Annotated in this window: 16 protein-coding genes; 1 reads left to right on the forward strand and 15 read right to left on the reverse strand. The window is 70.8% G+C overall.

Annotated features, from left to right (window positions below):
- Positions 1 to 262 precede the first annotated feature (262 nt).
- The 13 genes from nusB to ACZ41I_RS23260 all read right to left on the reverse strand — a co-directional run bounded on the left by nusB (position 263) and on the right by ACZ41I_RS23260 (position 13,164).
- Positions 263 to 691 (reverse strand): transcription antitermination factor NusB, encoded by a 429-nt coding sequence (gene nusB / locus ACZ41I_RS23200; protein ID WP_399771377.1) that lies wholly within the window; start codon positions 689 to 691, stop codon positions 263 to 265.
- Positions 692 to 693: 2 nt separating this feature from the next.
- A complete protein-coding gene (gene efp / locus ACZ41I_RS23205; RefSeq protein ID WP_363216411.1) occupies positions 694 to 1,260 on the reverse strand; it encodes an elongation factor P in 567 nt (188 codons plus the stop codon).
- Positions 1,261 to 1,316: 56 nt separating this feature from the next.
- Positions 1,317 to 2,420, reverse strand: coding sequence for an aminopeptidase P family protein (locus ACZ41I_RS23210; protein WP_399771373.1), 1,104 nt, complete (start codon positions 2,418 to 2,420; stop codon positions 1,317 to 1,319).
- A 94-nt stretch (positions 2,421 to 2,514) separates the two neighbouring features.
- Positions 2,515 to 3,399, reverse strand: a complete 885-nt coding sequence (locus ACZ41I_RS23215; RefSeq protein ID WP_363216413.1) for a Pro-rich N-terminal domain-containing protein — start codon at positions 3,397 to 3,399, stop codon at positions 2,515 to 2,517.
- A gap of 163 nt (positions 3,400 to 3,562) precedes the next feature.
- Positions 3,563 to 4,654, reverse strand: coding sequence for a 3-dehydroquinate synthase (gene aroB / locus ACZ41I_RS23220; protein ID WP_468514951.1), 1,092 nt, complete (start codon positions 4,652 to 4,654; stop codon positions 3,563 to 3,565).
- Positions 4,651 to 5,169: a shikimate kinase gene (locus ACZ41I_RS23225; RefSeq protein WP_363216416.1), complete on the reverse strand. Its 519-nt coding sequence runs from the start codon at positions 5,167 to 5,169 to the stop codon at positions 4,651 to 4,653. The genes aroB and ACZ41I_RS23225 overlap by 4 nt, the downstream gene beginning before the upstream one ends.
- Positions 5,166 to 6,350: a chorismate synthase gene (gene aroC / locus ACZ41I_RS23230; RefSeq protein ID WP_468514952.1), complete on the reverse strand. Its 1,185-nt coding sequence runs from the start codon at positions 6,348 to 6,350 to the stop codon at positions 5,166 to 5,168. Before aroC ends, ACZ41I_RS23225 begins: the two co-directional genes overlap by 4 nt.
- 164 nt (positions 6,351 to 6,514) lie before the next feature.
- A complete protein-coding gene (locus tag ACZ41I_RS23235; RefSeq protein WP_363216418.1) occupies positions 6,515 to 7,354 on the reverse strand; it encodes a shikimate dehydrogenase in 840 nt (279 codons plus the stop codon).
- Between the two features lie 50 nt (positions 7,355 to 7,404).
- On the reverse strand, positions 7,405 to 9,066 hold the full coding sequence (gene mltG, locus ACZ41I_RS23240; protein ID WP_399771363.1) for an endolytic transglycosylase MltG: 1,662 nt from the start codon (positions 9,064 to 9,066) through the stop codon (positions 7,405 to 7,407).
- 125 nt (positions 9,067 to 9,191) lie between these two features.
- Complete coding sequence (ruvX, locus tag ACZ41I_RS23245; RefSeq protein WP_023552096.1) at positions 9,192 to 9,656, reverse strand: Holliday junction resolvase RuvX; 465 nt, start codon at positions 9,654 to 9,656, stop codon at positions 9,192 to 9,194.
- 25 nt (positions 9,657 to 9,681) lie between these two features.
- Positions 9,682 to 12,354 carry an alanine--tRNA ligase gene (gene alaS / locus ACZ41I_RS23250; protein WP_363216420.1) on the reverse strand — a complete coding sequence of 891 codons (2,673 nt, stop codon included), beginning with the start codon at positions 12,352 to 12,354 and terminating at the stop codon, positions 9,682 to 9,684.
- Complete coding sequence (locus ACZ41I_RS23255) at positions 12,354 to 12,713, reverse strand: hypothetical protein (protein WP_363216421.1); 360 nt, start codon at positions 12,711 to 12,713, stop codon at positions 12,354 to 12,356. Before ACZ41I_RS23255 ends, alaS begins: the two co-directional genes overlap by 1 nt.
- 16 nt (positions 12,714 to 12,729) lie before the next feature.
- The gene (locus ACZ41I_RS23260; RefSeq protein WP_363216422.1) at positions 12,730 to 13,164 is read right to left on the reverse strand and encodes a DUF948 domain-containing protein; all 435 of its coding nucleotides are present in this window, start codon (positions 13,162 to 13,164) and stop codon (positions 12,730 to 12,732) included.
- Between the two features lie 152 nt (positions 13,165 to 13,316).
- Between ACZ41I_RS23260 and ACZ41I_RS23265 the strand changes: the two genes are divergently transcribed.
- The gene (locus ACZ41I_RS23265; RefSeq protein WP_468514953.1) at positions 13,317 to 15,569 is read left to right on the forward strand and encodes an ATP-binding protein; all 2,253 of its coding nucleotides are present in this window, start codon (positions 13,317 to 13,319) and stop codon (positions 15,567 to 15,569) included.
- A gap of 83 nt (positions 15,570 to 15,652) precedes the next feature.
- Here ACZ41I_RS23265 and rpsD read toward each other — a convergent pair whose 3' ends face one another.
- On the reverse strand, positions 15,653 to 16,267 hold the full coding sequence (gene rpsD / locus ACZ41I_RS23270) for a 30S ribosomal protein S4 (RefSeq protein ID WP_228618885.1): 615 nt from the start codon (positions 16,265 to 16,267) through the stop codon (positions 15,653 to 15,655).
- 303 nt (positions 16,268 to 16,570) lie between these two features.
- Complete coding sequence (locus ACZ41I_RS23275; RefSeq protein ID WP_363216424.1) at positions 16,571 to 17,926, reverse strand: replication-associated recombination protein A; 1,356 nt, start codon at positions 17,924 to 17,926, stop codon at positions 16,571 to 16,573.
- Positions 17,927 to 17,953: the final 27 nt, after the last annotated feature.

Genomic DNA, 17,953 nt, shown 5'->3' on the forward strand with positions numbered 1-17,953 from the left:
TGGTGAAAGATATCTTCAGAGGGGTGGGGAGGAAAGGGGGTGGGGGCAGCCGTGGGGGGAAGAGAAGAGAAATTGCCATGTGGGGGCACCGACACCCCCCGCCCCCCCCCCCCCCCCGGCGGCTTTTTCACGACGGTGGCGGCGCCTCGGGGGGGCCAGGGGCGCGAACATGCCCGAGGGGCGCGGGGACTGCCGAGCAACCACGGACGACCCGCAGGTCACCCGGGCTGCCGCAGTCCCACGGCGCCCCTCGTTTCGACGGCTAATCCCGGCGGAGCGAAGGCTTGAGCTCCTTCAGCCGGCCCAGCAGACCGTTCACGAACGAGGGCGACTCGTCCGTCGAGAACTCCTTGGCCAGCTGCACCATCTCGTCCAGGACGACGGCATCCGGGGTCTCGTCGACCCAGATCAGCTCGTACGCGCCCAGCCGCAGGATGTTGCGGTCCACGACCGGCATCCGGTCGAGCGTCCAGCCGACCGCGTACTGGGCGATCAGCTCGTCGATCCGCCGCGCGTGTTCCGCGTAGCCCTCGACCAGCTGCATCGTGTACTCGCTGACCGGCGGCTGCCGGGTGTCGGACCGGGAGAGCCGGACCCAGTCGGCGAGGACCGTCAGGACGTCGGCGCCGCGCTGGTCGCCCTCGAAGAGGATCTGGAAGGCGCGCTTGCGGGCCGTGTTGCGGGCAGCCACGGTTAGCTGTTCACCCGGCCGAGGTAGTCGCTCGTGCGGGTGTCGACCTTGATCTTCTCACCGGTGGTGATGAAGAGCGGGACCTGGATCTGGTGGCCGGTCTCCAGGGTGGCGGGCTTGGTGCCACCGGTGGAGCGGTCGCCCTGGACGCCCGGCTCGGTCTCGGCGATGGTCAGCTCGACCGCGGCGGGCAGGTCGACGAAGAGGACCTCGCCCTCGTGCTGCGCGACGGTGGCGGTGAAGCCCTCGACGAGGAAGTTGGCGGCGTCACCGACGGCCTTGCGGTCGATGTGCAGCTGGTCGTAGGTCTCCATGTCCATGAAGACGAAATACTCGCCGTCCATGTACGAGAACTGCATGTCGCGCTTGTCGACAGTGGCCGTCTCGACCTTGACGCCGGCGTTGAAGGTCTTGTCGACGACCTTGCCGGAGAGCACGTTCTTGAGCTTGGTGCGCACGAATGCCGGGCCCTTGCCGGGCTTGACGTGCTGGAACTCGACGACGGACCAGAGCTGGCCGCCTTCGAGCTTGAGCACCATGCCGTTCTTGAGGTCGTTCGTGGAAGCCACGGTTGCGGAATCTCCTGGACTGACGTACGACCCCGGGGCATGCGCACAGCGCGAGGCTAGAGCGCGAGCAGCTCCTTGGTCGTGATGGTGAGTAGCTCGGGTCCGCCGTCCGCCTCGGGGCGTACGACGAGCGTGTCATCGATCCGGACGCCGCCCCGGCCCGGGAGGTGGACCCCCGGTTCGACGGTGACCGGCACGCAAGCGTCCAGTTTACCCATGGCCGCGGGCGCCAACTGCGGGTCCTCGTCGATTTCGAGTCCGACGCCGTGTCCGGTGAGCGGTGGCAGGGCCTCCGCATAGCCGGCCGAGTCCAGTACCTGGCGCGCAGCGCGGTCCACGTCACGGTATCCGGCGCCGGGTGCCAGGGACTCGCGTCCGGCGCGCTGGGCGGCGAAGACGAGGTCGTACAGCTCGATCTGCCAGTCGGCGGGCGAGGTGCCGATCACGAAGGTGCGGCCGATCTCGCAGCGGTAGCCGCGGTAGGTCGCCCCCAGGCACACGGTGAGGAAGTCGCCCTCCTCCACGCGCCGGTCGGTGGGGCGGTGGCCGCGGCGGCCGGAGTTCGGCCCGGTGGCCACCGAGGTGGGGAACGCGGGTCCGTCGGCCCCGTGGTCCACCAGACGGCGCTCCAGCTCCAGCGCGAGGTGCCGCTCGGTACGGCCGACCAGGATGGACTCCAGCAGCTCACCGAGGGCCTGGTCGGCGATCTCGGCGCCGATGCGGAGGCAGGAGATCTCCTCCTCGTCCTTGACCACCCTGAGCTGCTCGACGGCTCCGCCGAGGTCGGTGAGGCGGAGACGCGGGGCGACCGAGGCCAGGGCTCTGTGCCGGGCCACGGTGAGGTGGTGTTCCTCCACCGCCAGTGAATCGGCACCCTGGGCTGCGGCGAGGTCGGCCGCCGCGACGGCGGCGTCACCCCCGGCGGGCAGGACGTGCAGGCGCAGGTTCTCGTCCGGCCGGCCCTCGTAGGGGCGGTCGTCGGGCGGGCCGGCGCAGACGAGGAGATCCTCGCCCTTGCCGAGCAGCAGTGCGGAGCCCTGCGGGGCTGCGGCGGCGAGGTAGCGCACGTTGGCCGGGCGGGTGACGAGCGCTGCCGCGGTGCCGGCCGCGGTGAAGTGGTCTCTCAGCCGGGATCGGCGGGTCGCGTACACCTCTGACATGAGATGAGCGTAGGAGTTTTGTGCCGATTGTGCCGATTCGTGGGGGCCGAGTGGGGCTGCGGGGCAGGTGAGGGGTGGTGCGCGTTCTCCCCGCTCACCAGCTCGGTGGGCTCGCTATCGCTCTCGACAGGACCTCGTCCAGGACCCTCGCCGTGCCCGGAACATCGAGCTGGGAGTTGTCGATGATCGGGAGACCCGAGCCGTACCAGCCGGCCATGCGGCCGTGGATGCGCGCGACCTCCTCGTCGGTGAGGCGGCGGTTGCCGGTGCGCTCGGCGTTGCGCTCCAGGACGATGTCCAGGCCCGGCAGGAGGACGACCGGGAGCAGGCCGGGGCCGACGTGCCGTTTCCAGCCGCCGAGGCCGACGACCGGGCGGTCCGGGAAGACGGCGTCGTCCAGGATGCAGGAAATGCCGTTGGCGAGGAAGTTGCGGGCGGCGAAACCGCAGGTGCGGCGGGCCAGGCGGTACTGGGCCTCGGAGTTGTCGTTCCAGCCGGACTGGGGGTCGGCGAAGCCCGAGCGGACCCATTCGCGCACGTCGTCCAGGCTGATGTGCGCGGTGGGCACGCGGCGGTGGTCGGCCCAGTACTTGGCGACGCTGGTCTTGCCCGCGCCGGCCGGGCCGATCAGCAGGACGGCCAGCGTGGTGGTCGCCGGGTCGGGGGCCGCGGCATGAGCCGGCGGCGCCATGGGGACGCCCACGGGGCCGCCCGGCGGCAGCGGGACATGGCCGGTGGTGTCGGGGGCCGGCGGCGCGGCGGGCTGCGGGGCCGGGGACTGGGGCGCGGGAGGTTGCGGGGGCGTCGGCGGGACGGCACCGGCCGGGGCCGGGAAGACCGGCGGCGGAGGAACGGGGGCGGGCCCCTGGGAGGCTCCCGGGCGCGGGCCCGGGTGGTGCGCGGCCGACGCCCAGCCGACATGCGGCATCTGCCCCGGCTGGTGGGGCGGCGGCAGCGGAGACCCCACTGCGTGCTGCATCCGTTGCCACTCCGTCTCGTACAGGCAATTCGTGCTGGTAGCAGAGGTTAACCCGCTGCTTGCCGAACGGTACCGTCCCCGGCCGTCGTTTGGTGAAACGACCGGGGGCGGCTCGAAGTGCCCGTTCCGGAAAGGGAATCGGACGGACGCAACAGTCGGGGACCTACTGCCCGACCTCGCCGTACGCGGCGAGCAGGACGGCCGGGTCGGGGCCTTCCAGGACGGTCGGCTTGGCCAGGCCGTCCAGGACGATGAAGCGCAGCAGGTCGCCGCGGGACTTCTTGTCGACCTTCATCGTCTCCAGCAGCTTGGGCCACTGGTCGTAGCGGTAGTGCAGGGGCAGGCCGACAGATTCGAGGACCGTGCGGTGCCTGTCCGCCGTCGCATCGTCCAAACGGCCCGCCAGGCGGCCCAGTTCGGCGGCGAAGTGCATGCCGACCGCGACCGCGGCGCCGTGCCGCCACTGATAGCGCTCGTTCTTCTCGATGGCGTGGCCGAGCGTGTGACCGTAGTTCAGGATCTCCCGCAGACCCGACTCCTTCAGGTCGCTGGAGACGACCTCGGCCTTCACCCGGATCGAGCGCTCGATCAGCTCCGCCGTGTGCGGGCCCTCCGGGGTGCGGGCCGCCTCCGGGTCCGCCTCGATCAGCTCCAGGATCGCCGGGTCGGCGATGAAACCGGCCTTGATGATCTCGGCGAGTCCGGAGACGTAGTCGTTGACCGGGAGGGAGTCCAGCGCGGCCAGGTCGCACAGCACACCGGCCGGCGGGTGGAAGGCGCCCACCAGGTTCTTGCCCTCGGCGGTGTTGATGCCGGTCTTGCCGCCGACCGCCGCGTCCACCATCGCGAGGACGGTCGTCGGGATGGCGATCCAGCGCACCCCGCGCAGCCAGGTCGCCGCCACGAACCCGGCCAGGTCCGTCGTCGCGCCGCCGCCCACACCCACGATCGCGTCGGTGCGGGTGAAGTTCGACTGGCCCAGCGCCTTCCAGCAGTAGGCGGCGACCTCGGCGGTCTTGGCCTCCTCGGCGTTCGGCACCTGGATGGCGATCGCCTCGTAGCCCTGCTCGGCCAGCTCCGCGCGGAGCGCGTCACCGGTCTCGGCCAGCGCCTCGGGATGGATCACCGCGACCCGCCTGGCCCTCGGCCCGATCAAGCCGGCCAGCTCACCGAGGAGTTGCCGGCCGACCAGCACCTCGTAGGGGTCGGTGCCCGCCGAACCGGCGACCTGGATCCGAGTGACTGACTCGCTCATGCTTCCTTCAACTCCAGTGCGTCGAGGGCTGCTCGGGTGACCTCTTCGGGGGTACGGCCGTCCGTTGGTACGACGGCGGTGGCGACCTCCTCGTACAGGTGCCGCCGCGCCTCCATCAGTTCGCGCCACTGCTTGCGCGGGTTGACCGCGAGCAGCGGCCGGGCCACGTTCAGACCCGTGCGCTTGACGGCCTCCTCCACGTCCATCGAGAGGTAGACCACCCGGTGCCCGGCGAGCAGGGCGCGCGTGTCGGCGTCCAGGATCGCTCCGCCACCGAGCGCGAGGACGCCCCCGTGCTCGGCGAGCGCGGCATGCACCGCCCGCTTCTCGATCGCCCGGAAGGCGGGCTCGCCCTCGTCGACGAAGATCTCGGCGATGGTGCGCCCCTCGGCGGCCACGATGTCCTCGTCGGTGTCCCGGTAGCCGAGGCCGAGGCGCTCGGCCAGGAGCCGGCCGATGGTGGACTTGCCCACGCCCATCGGTCCGACCAGTACGACCGCAGGCACGGCGCTCACCGGATCTGCAGGTTGTCGAGGTAGGACTGCACGTTGCGGCGGGTCTCGGGCACGGAGTCGCCGCCGAACTTCTCGGCGACCGCGTCCGCGAGGACGAGCGCGACCATGGCCTCGGCGACGATGCCGGCCGCGGGCACGGCGGAGACGTCGGAGCGCTGGTGGTGGGCCTGGGCGGCCTCGCCGGTGGTGACGTCCACGGTCTGCAGGGCCCGCGGCACGGTCGCGATCGGCTTCATGGCCGCCCGCACCCGCAGCAGCTCGCCCGTGCTCAGGCCGCCCTCGGTGCCACCGGCGCGGCCGGAGACGCGCCGGATGCCCTCGGGCGTGTTGACGATCTCGTCGTGCGCCTTGGAGCCGGGCACGCGGGCCAGCTCGAAGCCGTCACCGATCTCGACGCCCTTGATCGCCTGGATGCCCATCAGGGCACCGGCGAGCCGGGCGTCCAGCTTGCGGTCCCAGTGCACATGCGAGCCGAGGCCGACCGGAACGCCGTAGGCCAGCACCTCGACCACGCCGCCGAGCGTGTCGCCGTCCTTGTGAGCCTGGTCGACCTCCGCGACCATCGCCTTCGACGCGTCCGCGTCCAGGCAACGCAGCGGGTCGGCATCCAGCTTCTCGACGTCGGCGGGCGTGGGGTACACGCCCTGCGGAGCCTTCACGGAGCACAGCTCGACGACGTGCGAGACGATCTCGATACCGGCCGTCTCCTTCAGGTAGGAGCGGGCCACCGCGCCGAGCGCCACCCGGGCCGCCGTCTCCCGCGCGGAGGCGCGCTCCAGGATCGGCCGGGCCTCGTCGAAGCCGTACTTCTGCATGCCCGCCAGGTCGGCATGGCCGGGCCGCGGGCGGGTCAGGGGCGCGTTACGGGCGAGCCCGTCGAGGATCTCCTGGTCGACCGGGTCGGCCGCCATGACCTGCTCCCACTTGGGCCACTCGGTGTTCCCCACCATGATCGCCACCGGGGAACCGAGGGTCAGACCGTGCCGGACACCGCCCAGGAAGGTGACCTCGTCCCGCTCGAACTTCATCCGCGCACCGCGGCCATAACCGAGCCGCCGCCGCGCCAGGTGGTCCGCCACCATGTCCGTGGTGATCGGCACGCCGGCGGGAAGCCCCTCCAGCGTCGCGACAAGTGCCGGACCGTGGGACTCCCCCGCGGTCAGCCAACGCAGCCTGCTCAACGGTGCTCCTCAGTGTTCGCGCCCGGTACTGCCCTGCGTACGCTCATCCACGCGTACGGCGACGGCGCGACCGGGTGCGCGACCCCGGCCCGCCACCTCCGATCCTCCCACGAGCCGGCCGTTGTCAGGCCGCCGGTCCAGTAAACGGACGTACCGGCGGGCGGTCAGTGCGCGGCGAGTGCCTTCTCACCGGCGTGGCGCATGGCCTCCAGGGGCACCGGGGAGCGGCCGGTCATCTGCTCGACCTGAAGGACGGCCTGGTGGATCAGCAGGTCGAGCCCGCTGACCACGGCGCCGCCGAACATGGACCAGCGGGCCGCGAGCTCGGTGGGCCAGGGGTCGTAGAGCACGTCGAAGAGGGTGGCGGGACGCTCGGGTACGGCAGCGGCGAGGGCGTCGGTGGTGCCGGCTGGGGTGGTGGCGACGACCAGCGGGGCACGCAGCGCCTGCGCGGCATCCGCCCAGTCCGCCGTGCGCACCTCGACGTCGAGCCGTTCGCCCCACTGGCGCATCTCGGCGGCGCGGGCCTCGCTGCGGACGTAGGCGACGACCTCCCCGGTGCAGATCCGGGCCAGGGCGGCGAGAGCGGAGGAGGCGGTGGCGCCGGCGCCGAGGATCGCGGCGGAGTCGACCTGCTGGATGCCGTGCTCGCGCAGCGCGGCCACCATGCCGGGTACGTCGGTGTTGTCGCCGATCCGGCGGCCGTCCTCGGTGAAGACGACCGTGTTGACCGCGTCGACGGACGCGGCCGTCTCGCTGATCTCGTCCAGCAGCGGGATGACCGCCCGCTTCAGCGGCATGGTCAGCGACAGTCCCGCCCACTCCGGCCCGAGCTTCTCGAAGAAGCCGGGCAGAGAGGCCTCGTCCATCTCGAAGCGGTCGTACGACCACTCGGTGAGCCCCAGCTCGTCGTACGCGGCCCGGTGCAGCACCGGCGAGAGGGAGTGGGCGATGGGCTTACCGAGCACGGCGGCCCGGCGGGCGTCTGCTTCCTTCGATGCCATGGAACCCGTCCTTGAGCTTCTGTGTCCAGGCGAAGACTACCGACCCGACGTCAGCTCTTTTTCCGGGACGCGTTCCACTCGTTGACGAGCTTCTCGTGCTCCTCGAGGGTCTTGGTGAACTTGCTGGTCTTTCCGTCCATCGAGATGAAGTAGTACCAGCCGTCGTGGGTCGGGTCGAGCGCGCCCTTGAGCGCTTCCTCGCCGGGGTTTCCGATGGGGCCGGGCGGCAGCCCCTTGGAGAAGTAGGTGTTGTAGGGGTTGTTGTACTTGCGCAGCTCGGCGATGCTCAGGTCGATCTTGCTCTGGTTCTTCACGTAGTTGTACGTGGAGTCGAACTCCAGCCGCCCGTAGGTCTGCGGGTTGTCGGGTTCGAGGCGGTTGTAGACGACCTCCGCCATCTTGCGGAAATCGTCGTGGCTCGTGCCCTCGGCCTGCACCAGGCTCGCCACGGTGAGCAGCTGCCAGGGGCCGTCGAGGCCGAGCACCTTGGCTTTGTCCTCCAGGCCCAGCTCTTTGTACTTGGCGGTGGCCTGGGACACCATCTCCTTGAGCACGGCCTCGGGCTTCTGGCCCTTGGTGACCGCGTAACTGGAGGGGTAGAGGAACCCTTCCAGCGGATCCTTCAGGTTCGCGTGGTCCAGTGCCCAGGCGGGCAGTCCGAGGCTCTTGTAGTCCTTCTTCGCGACCCTCGCCGTCGTACCGGCCGCCACCCCGACCCGCTTGTCGATCAGGCTGTAGACCGCCGTGTTGCGCAGACCCTCGGCGATGATCAGGTTGCTGCGGCTCTTCGGGCTGAGCATCAGGTCCACCGCGCTCGCGGCGGACATCTGTTTCTCCAGGGTGTACACACCGTCCTGGAGCGACTTGTTCCCCGGGTTCGCCTGCAGTGCGGACACGAACGCGGCGGCGCTCTTGACGACGCCCGCCTCCTGCAGCTTCTGGCCGATGTCCCATCCCCCGGCGCCCTTGGGGATCTCGACCGTCACCTGCTCGCCGTTTCCGGCGCCCGCGTAGTCCGGGGCCGGGGCGAAACGATTTTGGTAGAACTTGTAGCCGAAGTATCCGACGCCGCCGAGGCCTCCGCCGAACACCAGGCAGACCACCAGACAGGCGCAGCCGGTGCGACGTTTCTGGCCCTTCTTGGCGGGTTTCTTCCCTTTGCCGCGCCGGTCACGGCGGCTCTGGAGCTCGTGCTCCTCACCCTCGTCGTCCTCGCCGCCGCCTCCGGCGAAGAAGGGGTGCTCCTCCTCGGCGGGCGCGGTCTCCGGCTCGGGTTCGGCCTCGGTGCGCCTGCGGCCGGGGGGCTGCGGCGGCGGGTAGGCGTCCTCGGTCCCGTAGAAGTCGGGCTGCTCCCCGCCGTACGCGACGGGCTGCTGGCCGTACGGGTCACCGGGGTCGGCGGCGTACGGCGCCTGGCCGTGGGTGCCGGTCGCGTCCCAGCCGCCGTGGTGCTGGTACTGCTGCTGGGTGTGGCCGGTGAACTGCTGCTGCCCCTGTTCGCCGTAGACCTGGTAGTGCTCGTGGCCGTACCCGGACTGCTGCTCCTGGCTCCAGTCGCCGTACTGCGGCTGCTGCGGGTGGTGCTGCGGCTGGCCGCCGTAGGCAGACTGCTGACCCATGTGGGTCTGCTGCCCTTCCCATCCGCCGTCCCCGAACAACGGGTCCTGCGGATGCCACGGTTGGGAGCCTGGGCTCCGGCCATACTCAGTCATCGATCCCCTAGAGCCGCGAGGCCGACCGGTCACGTGGCCGGTGGGCCTCGCTTCCGTTCCGCCTCTTTGCTGTGCGCCGCTTGTTCGAACACCGGCGCATCGCGCGGAACGTTACCGTATCGCGATCAGATGACCACTTCGACGCCCTCGCCGGGTGCTTTACCTGACACCCGTTCGGATTCGAGAGCCTGCTGCAGGATGATGACGGCGGCGGCCTGGTCGATGACGGCCCGGCCCTTCTTGGATTTCACACCGGAGGCACGCAGTCCCTGACTGGCCGTCACGGTCGTCATCCGCTCGTCCACCAGGCGCACCGGGACCGGCTTGATGCCCTTGGCCAGCTCCTGGGCGAAGGCGCGGACCTTGACGGCGGCCGGGCCCTCACCCCCCTTGAGGGAGCGAGGGAGGCCTACGACGACCTCGATCGGTTCGTATTCCTCCACCAGTTGCCGCAAGCGGCGGTGGGCGGCGGGGATGTCCCGGCCGGGGACGGTCTCCACCGGTGTGGCGAGGATCCCATCGGGGTCGCACGAGGCGACCCCGATACGGGCGTCCCCGACGTCGATCGAAAGTCGACGTCCTCTGCGCATGTCCGGCCGTTTCCTTACTCAGTCGTCACTTGGCGGTTTCGGCGACCAGGCGCTCGACAGCGTCGACGGCCTCGCCTACGGCGGCCGGGTTCTGGCCGCCGCCCTGGGCGACGTCCGGCTTGCCGCCACCGCCGCCACCGAGGGTCTTTGCGGCGGTACGGACCAGGTCACCGGCCTTGAGGCCGCGCTCGCGGGCGGCTTCGTTGGTGGCGATGACCGTGAGCGGCTTGCCGTTGTTGACCGTGAAGAGGGCGACCACGGCGGCCCGGCCGCCCTGGATGCGGCCGCGCACGTCGAGAACCAGCTTGCGCAGGTCGTCCGGGGTCGTACCGTCCGGGACCTGGCCGGTCACCACGGCGACACCGCGGACGTCCTTGGCGGACTCGGCGAGACCGGCGGCGGCCTGGAGGACCTTCTCGGCGCGGAACTTCTCGATCTCCTTCTCGGCGTCCTTCAGCTTGCCGAGCATCGAGGAGACCTTCTCCGGCAGTTCCTCCGGGCGGCCCTTGAGCAGCTCGGTCAGCTGGTTGACGACCGTGTGCTCCCGGGCGAGGAAGTTGTAGGCGTCCACACCGACCAGGGCCTCGATACGACGGACGCCCGAGCCGATGGAGGACTCGCCGAGCAGCTTCACCAGGCCCAGCTGGGCGGTGTTGTGCACGTGCGTGCCGCCGCACAGCTCCTTGGAGAAGTCGCCGATGGTCACGACGCGGACCCGCTCGCCGTACTTCTCGCCGAACTCGGCGATGGCGCCCTGCTTCTTGGCCTCGTCGATGCCCATGACCTCGGCGTGCACGTCGAGGTCGCGGGCCAGCACCTCGTTGATCTTCTGCTCGACGTCGGTCATCACGGCCGTCGGGACGGCGGACGGGGAGCCGAAGTCGAAGCGGAAGCGGCCGGGCTGGTTCTCGGAACCGGCCTGGGCGGCCGTCGGGCCGAGGGCGTCGCGCAGGGCCTGGTGCGTCAGGTGCGTGGCCGAGTGGGCACGGGCGATGGCCTTGCGGCGGCGGGCGTCGATGGAGGCGTGGGCCTTGGCCCCGACGGTCACCTCGCCGACCTGGACGACGCCCTTGTGGACGTACACACCCGGGACCGGCTTCTGGCAGTCGCGGACCTCGATGACGGCACCGGAGTCGGCCTTGATGCGACCGGTGTCGCCGATCTGGCCGCCGCCCTCGGCGTAGAACGGGGTGCGGTCGAGGACGATCTCGACCTCGTCGCCCTCGGTGGCGGCCGGCGAGGAGACGCCGTCGACCAGGATGCCGACGATCGTGGACTCGCCCTCGGTGTCGGAGTAGCCGATGAAGTCGGTCTCGCCGGCGGTGTCGGCGATCTCACGGTAGGCGCCCATGTCGGCGTGGCCGGTCTTCTTGGACTGGGCGTCGGCCTTGGCGCGCTCCCGCTGCTCCTTCATCAGGCGGCGGAAGCCGTCCTCGTCCACGGAGAGGCCCTGCTCGGCGGCCATCTCCAGGGTGAGGTCGATCGGGAAGCCCCAGGTGTCGTGGAGCAGGAACGCCTTGTCGCCGGGCAGGACGGTGGAGCCGGCCTGCTTGGTCTCGGTGACGGCGGTGTCGAGGATGTTGGTGCCGGCCTTCAGCGTCTTGAGGAAGGCGTTCTCCTCGGCGAGGGCGACCTTCTCGATCCGCTCGCGGTCGGTGATCAGCTCGGGGTACTGCCGGCCCATCATCTGGATCACGGTGTCGATCAGGTCCTTGACGACCGGACCGGTGGCGCCCAGCAGACGCATGTTGCGGATGGCACGGCGCATGATGCGGCGCAGGACGTAGCCGCGGCCCTCGTTGCCGGGGGTGACGCCGTCGCCGATGAGCATGGTGGCCGTACGCATGTGGTCGGTGACCACACGCAGGGACACGTCCGAGGCGTGGGCGTCGCCGTAGCGGACGCCGGTCAGCTCGGTGGCCTTCTCGATGACGGCCATGGAGGTGTCGATCTCGTACATGTTCTGCACACCCTGCAGAATCATGGCGAGCCGCTCCAGGCCGAGGCCCGTGTCGATGTTCTTGCTCGGCAGGTCCCCGAGGATCTCGAAGTTGTCCTTGCCGATGCCCTCGCCGCGCTCGTACTGCATGAAGACGAGGTTCCAGATCTCCACGTACCGCTCGTCGTTGACGGCGGGGCCGCCCTCGACGCCGAACTCGGGGCCGCGGTCGTAGTTGATCTCGGAGCAGGGGCCGCACGGGCCGGGGACGCCCATGGACCAGTAGTTGTCCTTCATGCCGAGGCGCTGGATGCGCTCCTTCGGCACCCCGACGACCTCGTGCCAGATGCGCTCGGCCTCGTCGTCGTCCTTGTAGACGGTGATCCAGAGCTTCTCCGGCTCCAGGCCGTAACCGCCCTTGTCCTGGGGCGTGGTGAGCAGCTCCCAGGCGAGCTTGATGGCGCCTTCCTTGAAGTAGTCGCCGAAGGAGAAGTTGCCGCACATCTGGAAGAACGTGCCGTGGCGCGTGGTCTTGCCGACCTCTTCGATGTCGGGCGTGCGCACGCACTTCTGCACGCTGGTGGCGCGCGGGAACGGCGGCTTGACCTCACCCAGGAAGTAGGGCTTGAAGGGCACCATGCCGGCGGGGACGAGGAGCAGAGTCGGGTCGTCCGCGATGAGCGACGCCGAAGGGACGACGGTGTGCCCGCGCTCCTCGAAGAAGCTCAGCCAGCGGCGGCGAATCTCGGCCGACTCCATCAGTGGTCCTCATTCCGGTTGTACGAGTACATCGGGGCTTCGATGTACTTCGGGTTGCTGCGGTTGTTGCTGCGGTCGGCCTCGATGGCGGCCTGCCGCCTGGGTGCGGGGAGTTCGGGGTTCTCGTGGATCCCGAGGGCCTCCTCCAGCTCGGCCTCCCGCTGGGCCATGTTGTCGCGGACGTCGAGCGCGAAGCCCACCGCACGGTCCTTGAGCCGCTGACCGGTCTCCAGGGCCTTGTTCGCCGCGGTCGCGGCGAGGCTCTCCGGGGTCAGCTGCTTCAGCTTGCGGTTGACCTTGGTGGTGGCCCACACGCCGGCGGCGACACCGGTGGTGAACCAGAACGTACGGCGGAACATCGCTCGGTCTCAGTCCTTACTTCCGCTTGCGTCGTGCGGCGGGGACCGTGCGGCCCACGATCACCGTACGCCGGGGCGCCTTCGCGGGCACGTCCTCCTTGCGGCCGCCCAGCGCCCGGCGGACGCCGTAGCCGAAGGCCGCGACCTTCACCAGCGGGCCGCCGAAGGTGGAGGCGACCGTGCTCGACAGCGCGGAGGCGTTCGACGTGACCTCCTGGACGTCGGAGGCGATCGCGTCGACGCGGTCGATCTGGGTCTGCGCGGAGCGCACCGCCTGGGAGGCGTCGGCCAGCAACGGGACGGCCTGGTCGGTCACGTCCGCCACGAGCTTGGTCGTCGCCTTGAGCGTCTGGGCCAGCCTCGCGAGAGCCACCGCGAGGAAGGAGACCAGGATCGCCCAGAAGACGGCCACCAGGATCCCGGCCACCTCTCCACCGGACACTGTGCGCACCCGCTCCCTGAAACGTGCCTCACCATCGAAAAGTCGTGTCCGAGCCTATCGCGCCGGGGGCGGGGCTCCGTACCGGATTACCCGGGCCGCGGGGGCGGAGTTGCGGGAAGCGATTGTACGCAATGAACACACTTCAGTACGCTCCGTGTCCCATGCGAGGTCCTCAGCGCCCAGATCCCTTCCCGGACGGCGATCCGCCCCTGGAACTGACCACGTTCGTCGGGCGCTCGGCCGAACTCGCCGAGCTGACCGCCGCTCTCGGCCGGGCCCGGCTGGTGACCGTCACCGGGGTCGGCGGCGTCGGCAAGTCCCGGCTGGCCGCGCGGGTCGCCGCCGGGTGGGAGTCGGGGTCCGGGCGGGTGGAGCTGGCGCCGGTGCGCGATCCGCAGTTCGTGGAGTACGCGGTCGCGGAGGCGCTGGGGCTGACCGACCACACCGCCCGGACGCCCCGGGAGACGCTGCTGGAGCATTTCGCCGGCCGTCCGGCCCTGCTGGTGCTGGACGGGTTCGAGCACCTGGTGGAGGCCTGTGCCGGGCTGACGGCCGACCTGCTGCGGAGGCTGCCGCGGCTGCGGGTGCTGGCCGTGGGCCGGCGCCCGCTGGGGCTGGCGGGCGAGCGGCTGCTTCCGCTGGCGCCGCTCGGCGAGGACGAGGCGGTGGAGCTGTTCACCGACCGGGCCCGGGAGCAGGGGCTGGAGCTGTCCGACGGTCCCGAGGTGCGCGAGCTGTGCCGGCGCCTGGAGGGGATCCCGCTGGCGCTGGAGCTGGCGGCCGGGCGGCTGCGGGCGCTGTCCCCGGCGCAGCTGCTGCAGCGGCTGGACGACCGGTTCCGGCTGCTGGCCACCGGTTCCGGAGCGCGCTCCGTCCCCGGGGGACCCCCGGCCCGCCACCAGACACTGCGCACGGCGATCGGCTGGAGCCACGAGCTGTGCACGCCCGCCGAACGGCTGCTGTGGGCGCGTCTTTCGGTGTTCGCGCAGACCTTCGACCTGGAGGCGGCCGAGTACGTCTGCAGCGGGGACGGGCTGCCCGCCGAGGACGTCCTGGACGTGCTGTCGGAACTGCTGGCCCAGTCCGTCGTGACCCGTGAGGAGACCCCGGCCGGCCCCCGCTACCGGATGCTCGACACGGTCCGGGCCTACGGCGCCGAGTGGCTGGAGGGGATCGGGGACGCGGGGCGGCTGCGCAGGCGGCACCGGGACTGGTACCTGGGCCTGGCCACCTCTTGCGAGCTCGACTGGTTCTCGCCCCGGCAGGGCGAGGTCGCCGCGCGGGTCGAAGCGGAGCTGCCCAACCTGCGGGCGGCCATCGAGTGCTGTCTGGCGGAGCCGGAAGGGACCCATCTCGGCCAGTACCTGGCCGGGTCCCTGTGGTTCTGCTGGGTCGGCTGCGGGCGGCTCGCGGAGGGCCGCCGCTGGCTGACCTGCTGCCTGGAGCTGGATTCGGGGTACGAGCAGTCGCGACTGAAGGCGCTGTGGGTGCTCGGGTATGTGGCGATCCTCCAGGGCGACACCGTGCCGGCCCTGGCGGCGCTGCAGGAGTGCCGGGAGCAGGCGGAGCGGGCCGCGGATCCGGCGGCGGTGGCGTACGCGGAGCACCGCACCGGCTGTCTGGCCCTGGTCACCGATGACATGGCCCGCGCAGAAACGCTGCTGCGGTCGGCGCTGTGCCGTTATCAGGAGATCGGCGAACTCAACAGCAACGTGCTGATGGGGCAGGTGGAGCTGGCGATGACGCGGGCTTTCCAGGGGGACCTGCCGGAGGCGGTGCGGCTGTGCGAGGACGTGCGCCGGGTGTGCGAGGACCACGGGGAGCGCTGGGCGCGGTCGTACGCGCAGTACGTGCTGGCGTACGCGGCCTGGCAGGACGGCGACCAGGGCAGGGCGCGGGAGCTGCTCGCTGACTGCCTGCGCAACGTCCATGCCTTCCACGACCTGCTCGGCTCGGTGCTGTCCATGGAGTTGCTGGCGCTGGTGACCGTGGCGCAGGGGGACGCGGCCGAGGCGGCGGTGCTCCAGGGGGCGGCGGGCCGGATCTGGCCGTCCGTGGGGCTGCCGTTGTTCGGCTCGGCCTATTTCAACGCCCCGCACGAGCGCTGCGAGGCACTGGCCCGGCAGGCGCTGGGGGACGCGCGGTACGAGGAGTGCGTGCGGGAGGGTTCCCGGCTGGACCGGGCGGAGGCCGTGGCCCGCGCGCTCGGGCACCGCGGTGTACGACCGCTGGACGCACTGCCGGCTCCGCGCGGGCCGGTGCCGCAGGAGGGCGGCGAAGGCGGCCAGGGCGTGGGCTCGGGCGAGGGCGGACAAGCCGCTGACCGGACCTCCGGCTCCGCGCGGGGCGGTGCCGCAGGAGGGCGGGACAACCGGTCCGGGCGCGGACGAGGCGCAACGCGGCGCGGTCATTGAGAGAAAAACAAACCCGCCGCCTCGCCCGCCCGGCAGGGCCGGGCGGGGAGACGGCGGGCTGAGGACTTACGCCGTGACCGGGGTCAGCGGGCGTAGTACTCGACGACGAGCTGCTCGTCGCAGATGACCGGAACTTCCTTGCGGTTCGGCTCGCGGTCCAGGCGGAACGCCAGGGCCTTGAGGTTCACCTGCAGGTAGCGCGGGGTCTCACCCTCGGGGGCGAAGCCACCCTCGCGGGCGATCTGGAAGAGCGTCTTGTCCTTGGAGCGGTCGCGGACCTGCACGACGTCGTCCGGGCGGACACGGAAGGACGGCTTGTCGACCTTCTGGCCGTTGACCTGGATGTGGCCGTGGACGACCATCTGACGGGCCTGGTAGATGGTGCGGGCGATGCCCGAACGCAGGACCAGGGCGTCGAGACGGCGCTCGAGCTCCACGATCAGGGCCTCACCGGTCTTGCCCTGGACCTTGGACGCGCGCTCGTAGGCGCGGACCAGCTGGCGCTCGGAGATGTCGTACTGCGCGCGCAGACGCTGCTTCTCCAGCAGACGGACCTTGTAGTCCGAGTTCTGCTTGCGGCCACGGCCGTGCTCACCCGGCGGGTAGGGACGGGCCTCGAAGTACTTGACGGCCTTCGGGGTCAGCGCGATGCCGAGGGCACGCGACTTCTTGACCTTGGGGCGGGACTGGTTCGCCACTGTCTTTCGTCTCTTTCGTAGTGTTCGGCTCGTCAGGGTTAGGGAGGTCGCATCCGCAGCCGGGAAAACCCGCCGGGTCCCAAGGGACCTGCCGGGCAGCCGCTTCCCTGGTCTGGGCACATACGTGCAGCACGCGAGTGGCCCACCGACCGGTCCCGTGACTTCGGGTGGTGGTGGGCTGCCCGCGACACCGTTCGACGGTGCGCGACGCTCCTGGAGTCCATCCGGGGAGGATGGGGCTCCGGCTGGCTGTCCCGCTCTGACAGCACGGGACTCAGCACTTCGGGGAATTCTACAGGGCGCTCAGGACCGTCTGCGACCGAGGTGCTTCCTGGTCCACTCCACGGCGTCCGCATACCGCGCCTCGGCGCCGTGCCGGCTCGGGGTGTAGTACTCGCGGTCCTTCAGGGCGTCCGGTGCGTACTGCTGCTGGGCGATGCCCTCGGGCAGGTCGTGCGGGTACACGTACCCCTGGGCATGGCCGAGCTTGGCGGCGCCCTGGTAGTGCCCGTCGCGCAGGTGCGGGGGGACCGGGCCGGCCAGGCCCTTGCGTACGTCCTCCATGGCGGCGCCGATCGCGGTGGTCGCCGAGTTGGACTTGGGGGCGAGCGCGAGGGCGATGGTGGCGTGGCTGAGGGTGAGGGCGGCCTCGGGAAAGCCGATCATCGCGACGGCCTGGGCCGCGGCGACGGCGATGGGCAGGGCGTTCGGATCGGCCAGGCCGATGTCCTCGCTGGCGGAGATCATCAGACGGCGGGCGATGAAGCGGGGGTCCTCGCCGGCCTCGATCATGCGGGCCAGGTAGTGCAGGGCCGCGTCGACGTCGGAGCCCCTGATGGACTTGATGAGGGCGCTGGCGACGTCGTAGTGCTGGTCGCCGTCGCGGTCGTACTTCACCGCGGCCCGGTCGACCGTCTGCTCCAGCGTCTGCAGGCTGATCGCGCTCTCGCCCTGGTCCAGGGCGGCTCCGGCGGCGGCCTCCAGGGCGGTCAGCGCCCGGCGGGCGTCACCGCCGGCGATGCGCAGCAGGTGTTCCTCGGTGTCCTCGGGGAGGGTGACGGCGTCCTTCAGACCGCGCTCGTCGGTCAGGGCACGCTTGAGCAGGCCCCGGATGTCGTCGTCGGTGAGCGGTTCGAGGGTCAGCAGGAGCGAACGGGACAGCAAAGGCGAGATCACCGAGAAGTACGGGTTCTCGGTGGTGGCTGCGATCAGGGTCACCCAGCGGTTCTCGACCGCCGGGAGCAGGGAGTCCTGCTGGGCCTTGCTGAAGCGGTGGATCTCGTCCAGGAAGAGGACGGTCTCCTTGCCGAAGCCGCCGGTGGCGCGGCGGGCGCCGTCGATGACCGCGCGGACCTCCTTGACGCCCGCGGTGATCGCGGACAGCTCCACGAACCGCTTGTTCGTCGCCTTGGAGACCACATAGGCGAGGGTGGTCTTGCCGGTGCCGGGCGGGCCCCAGAGGATCACCGAGGACGGTCCTGCGGGACCGCCGGAGCCCTCGCCGACCAGCCGGCGCAGCGGGGACCCGGGCTTCAGCAGATGCTGCTGGCCCACGACCTCGTCGAGGGTGCGCGGGCGCATCCGCACCGCCAGGGGGCTCGCTGCCGGATCCTTCTCCTGGCGTTCTTCTGCCGCGGCGGTGAACAAGTCGGGTTCCACATGGAAGACCCTAAATCACCGCACTGA

Source organism: Streptomyces sp. NPDC030799 (assembly GCF_055572255.1).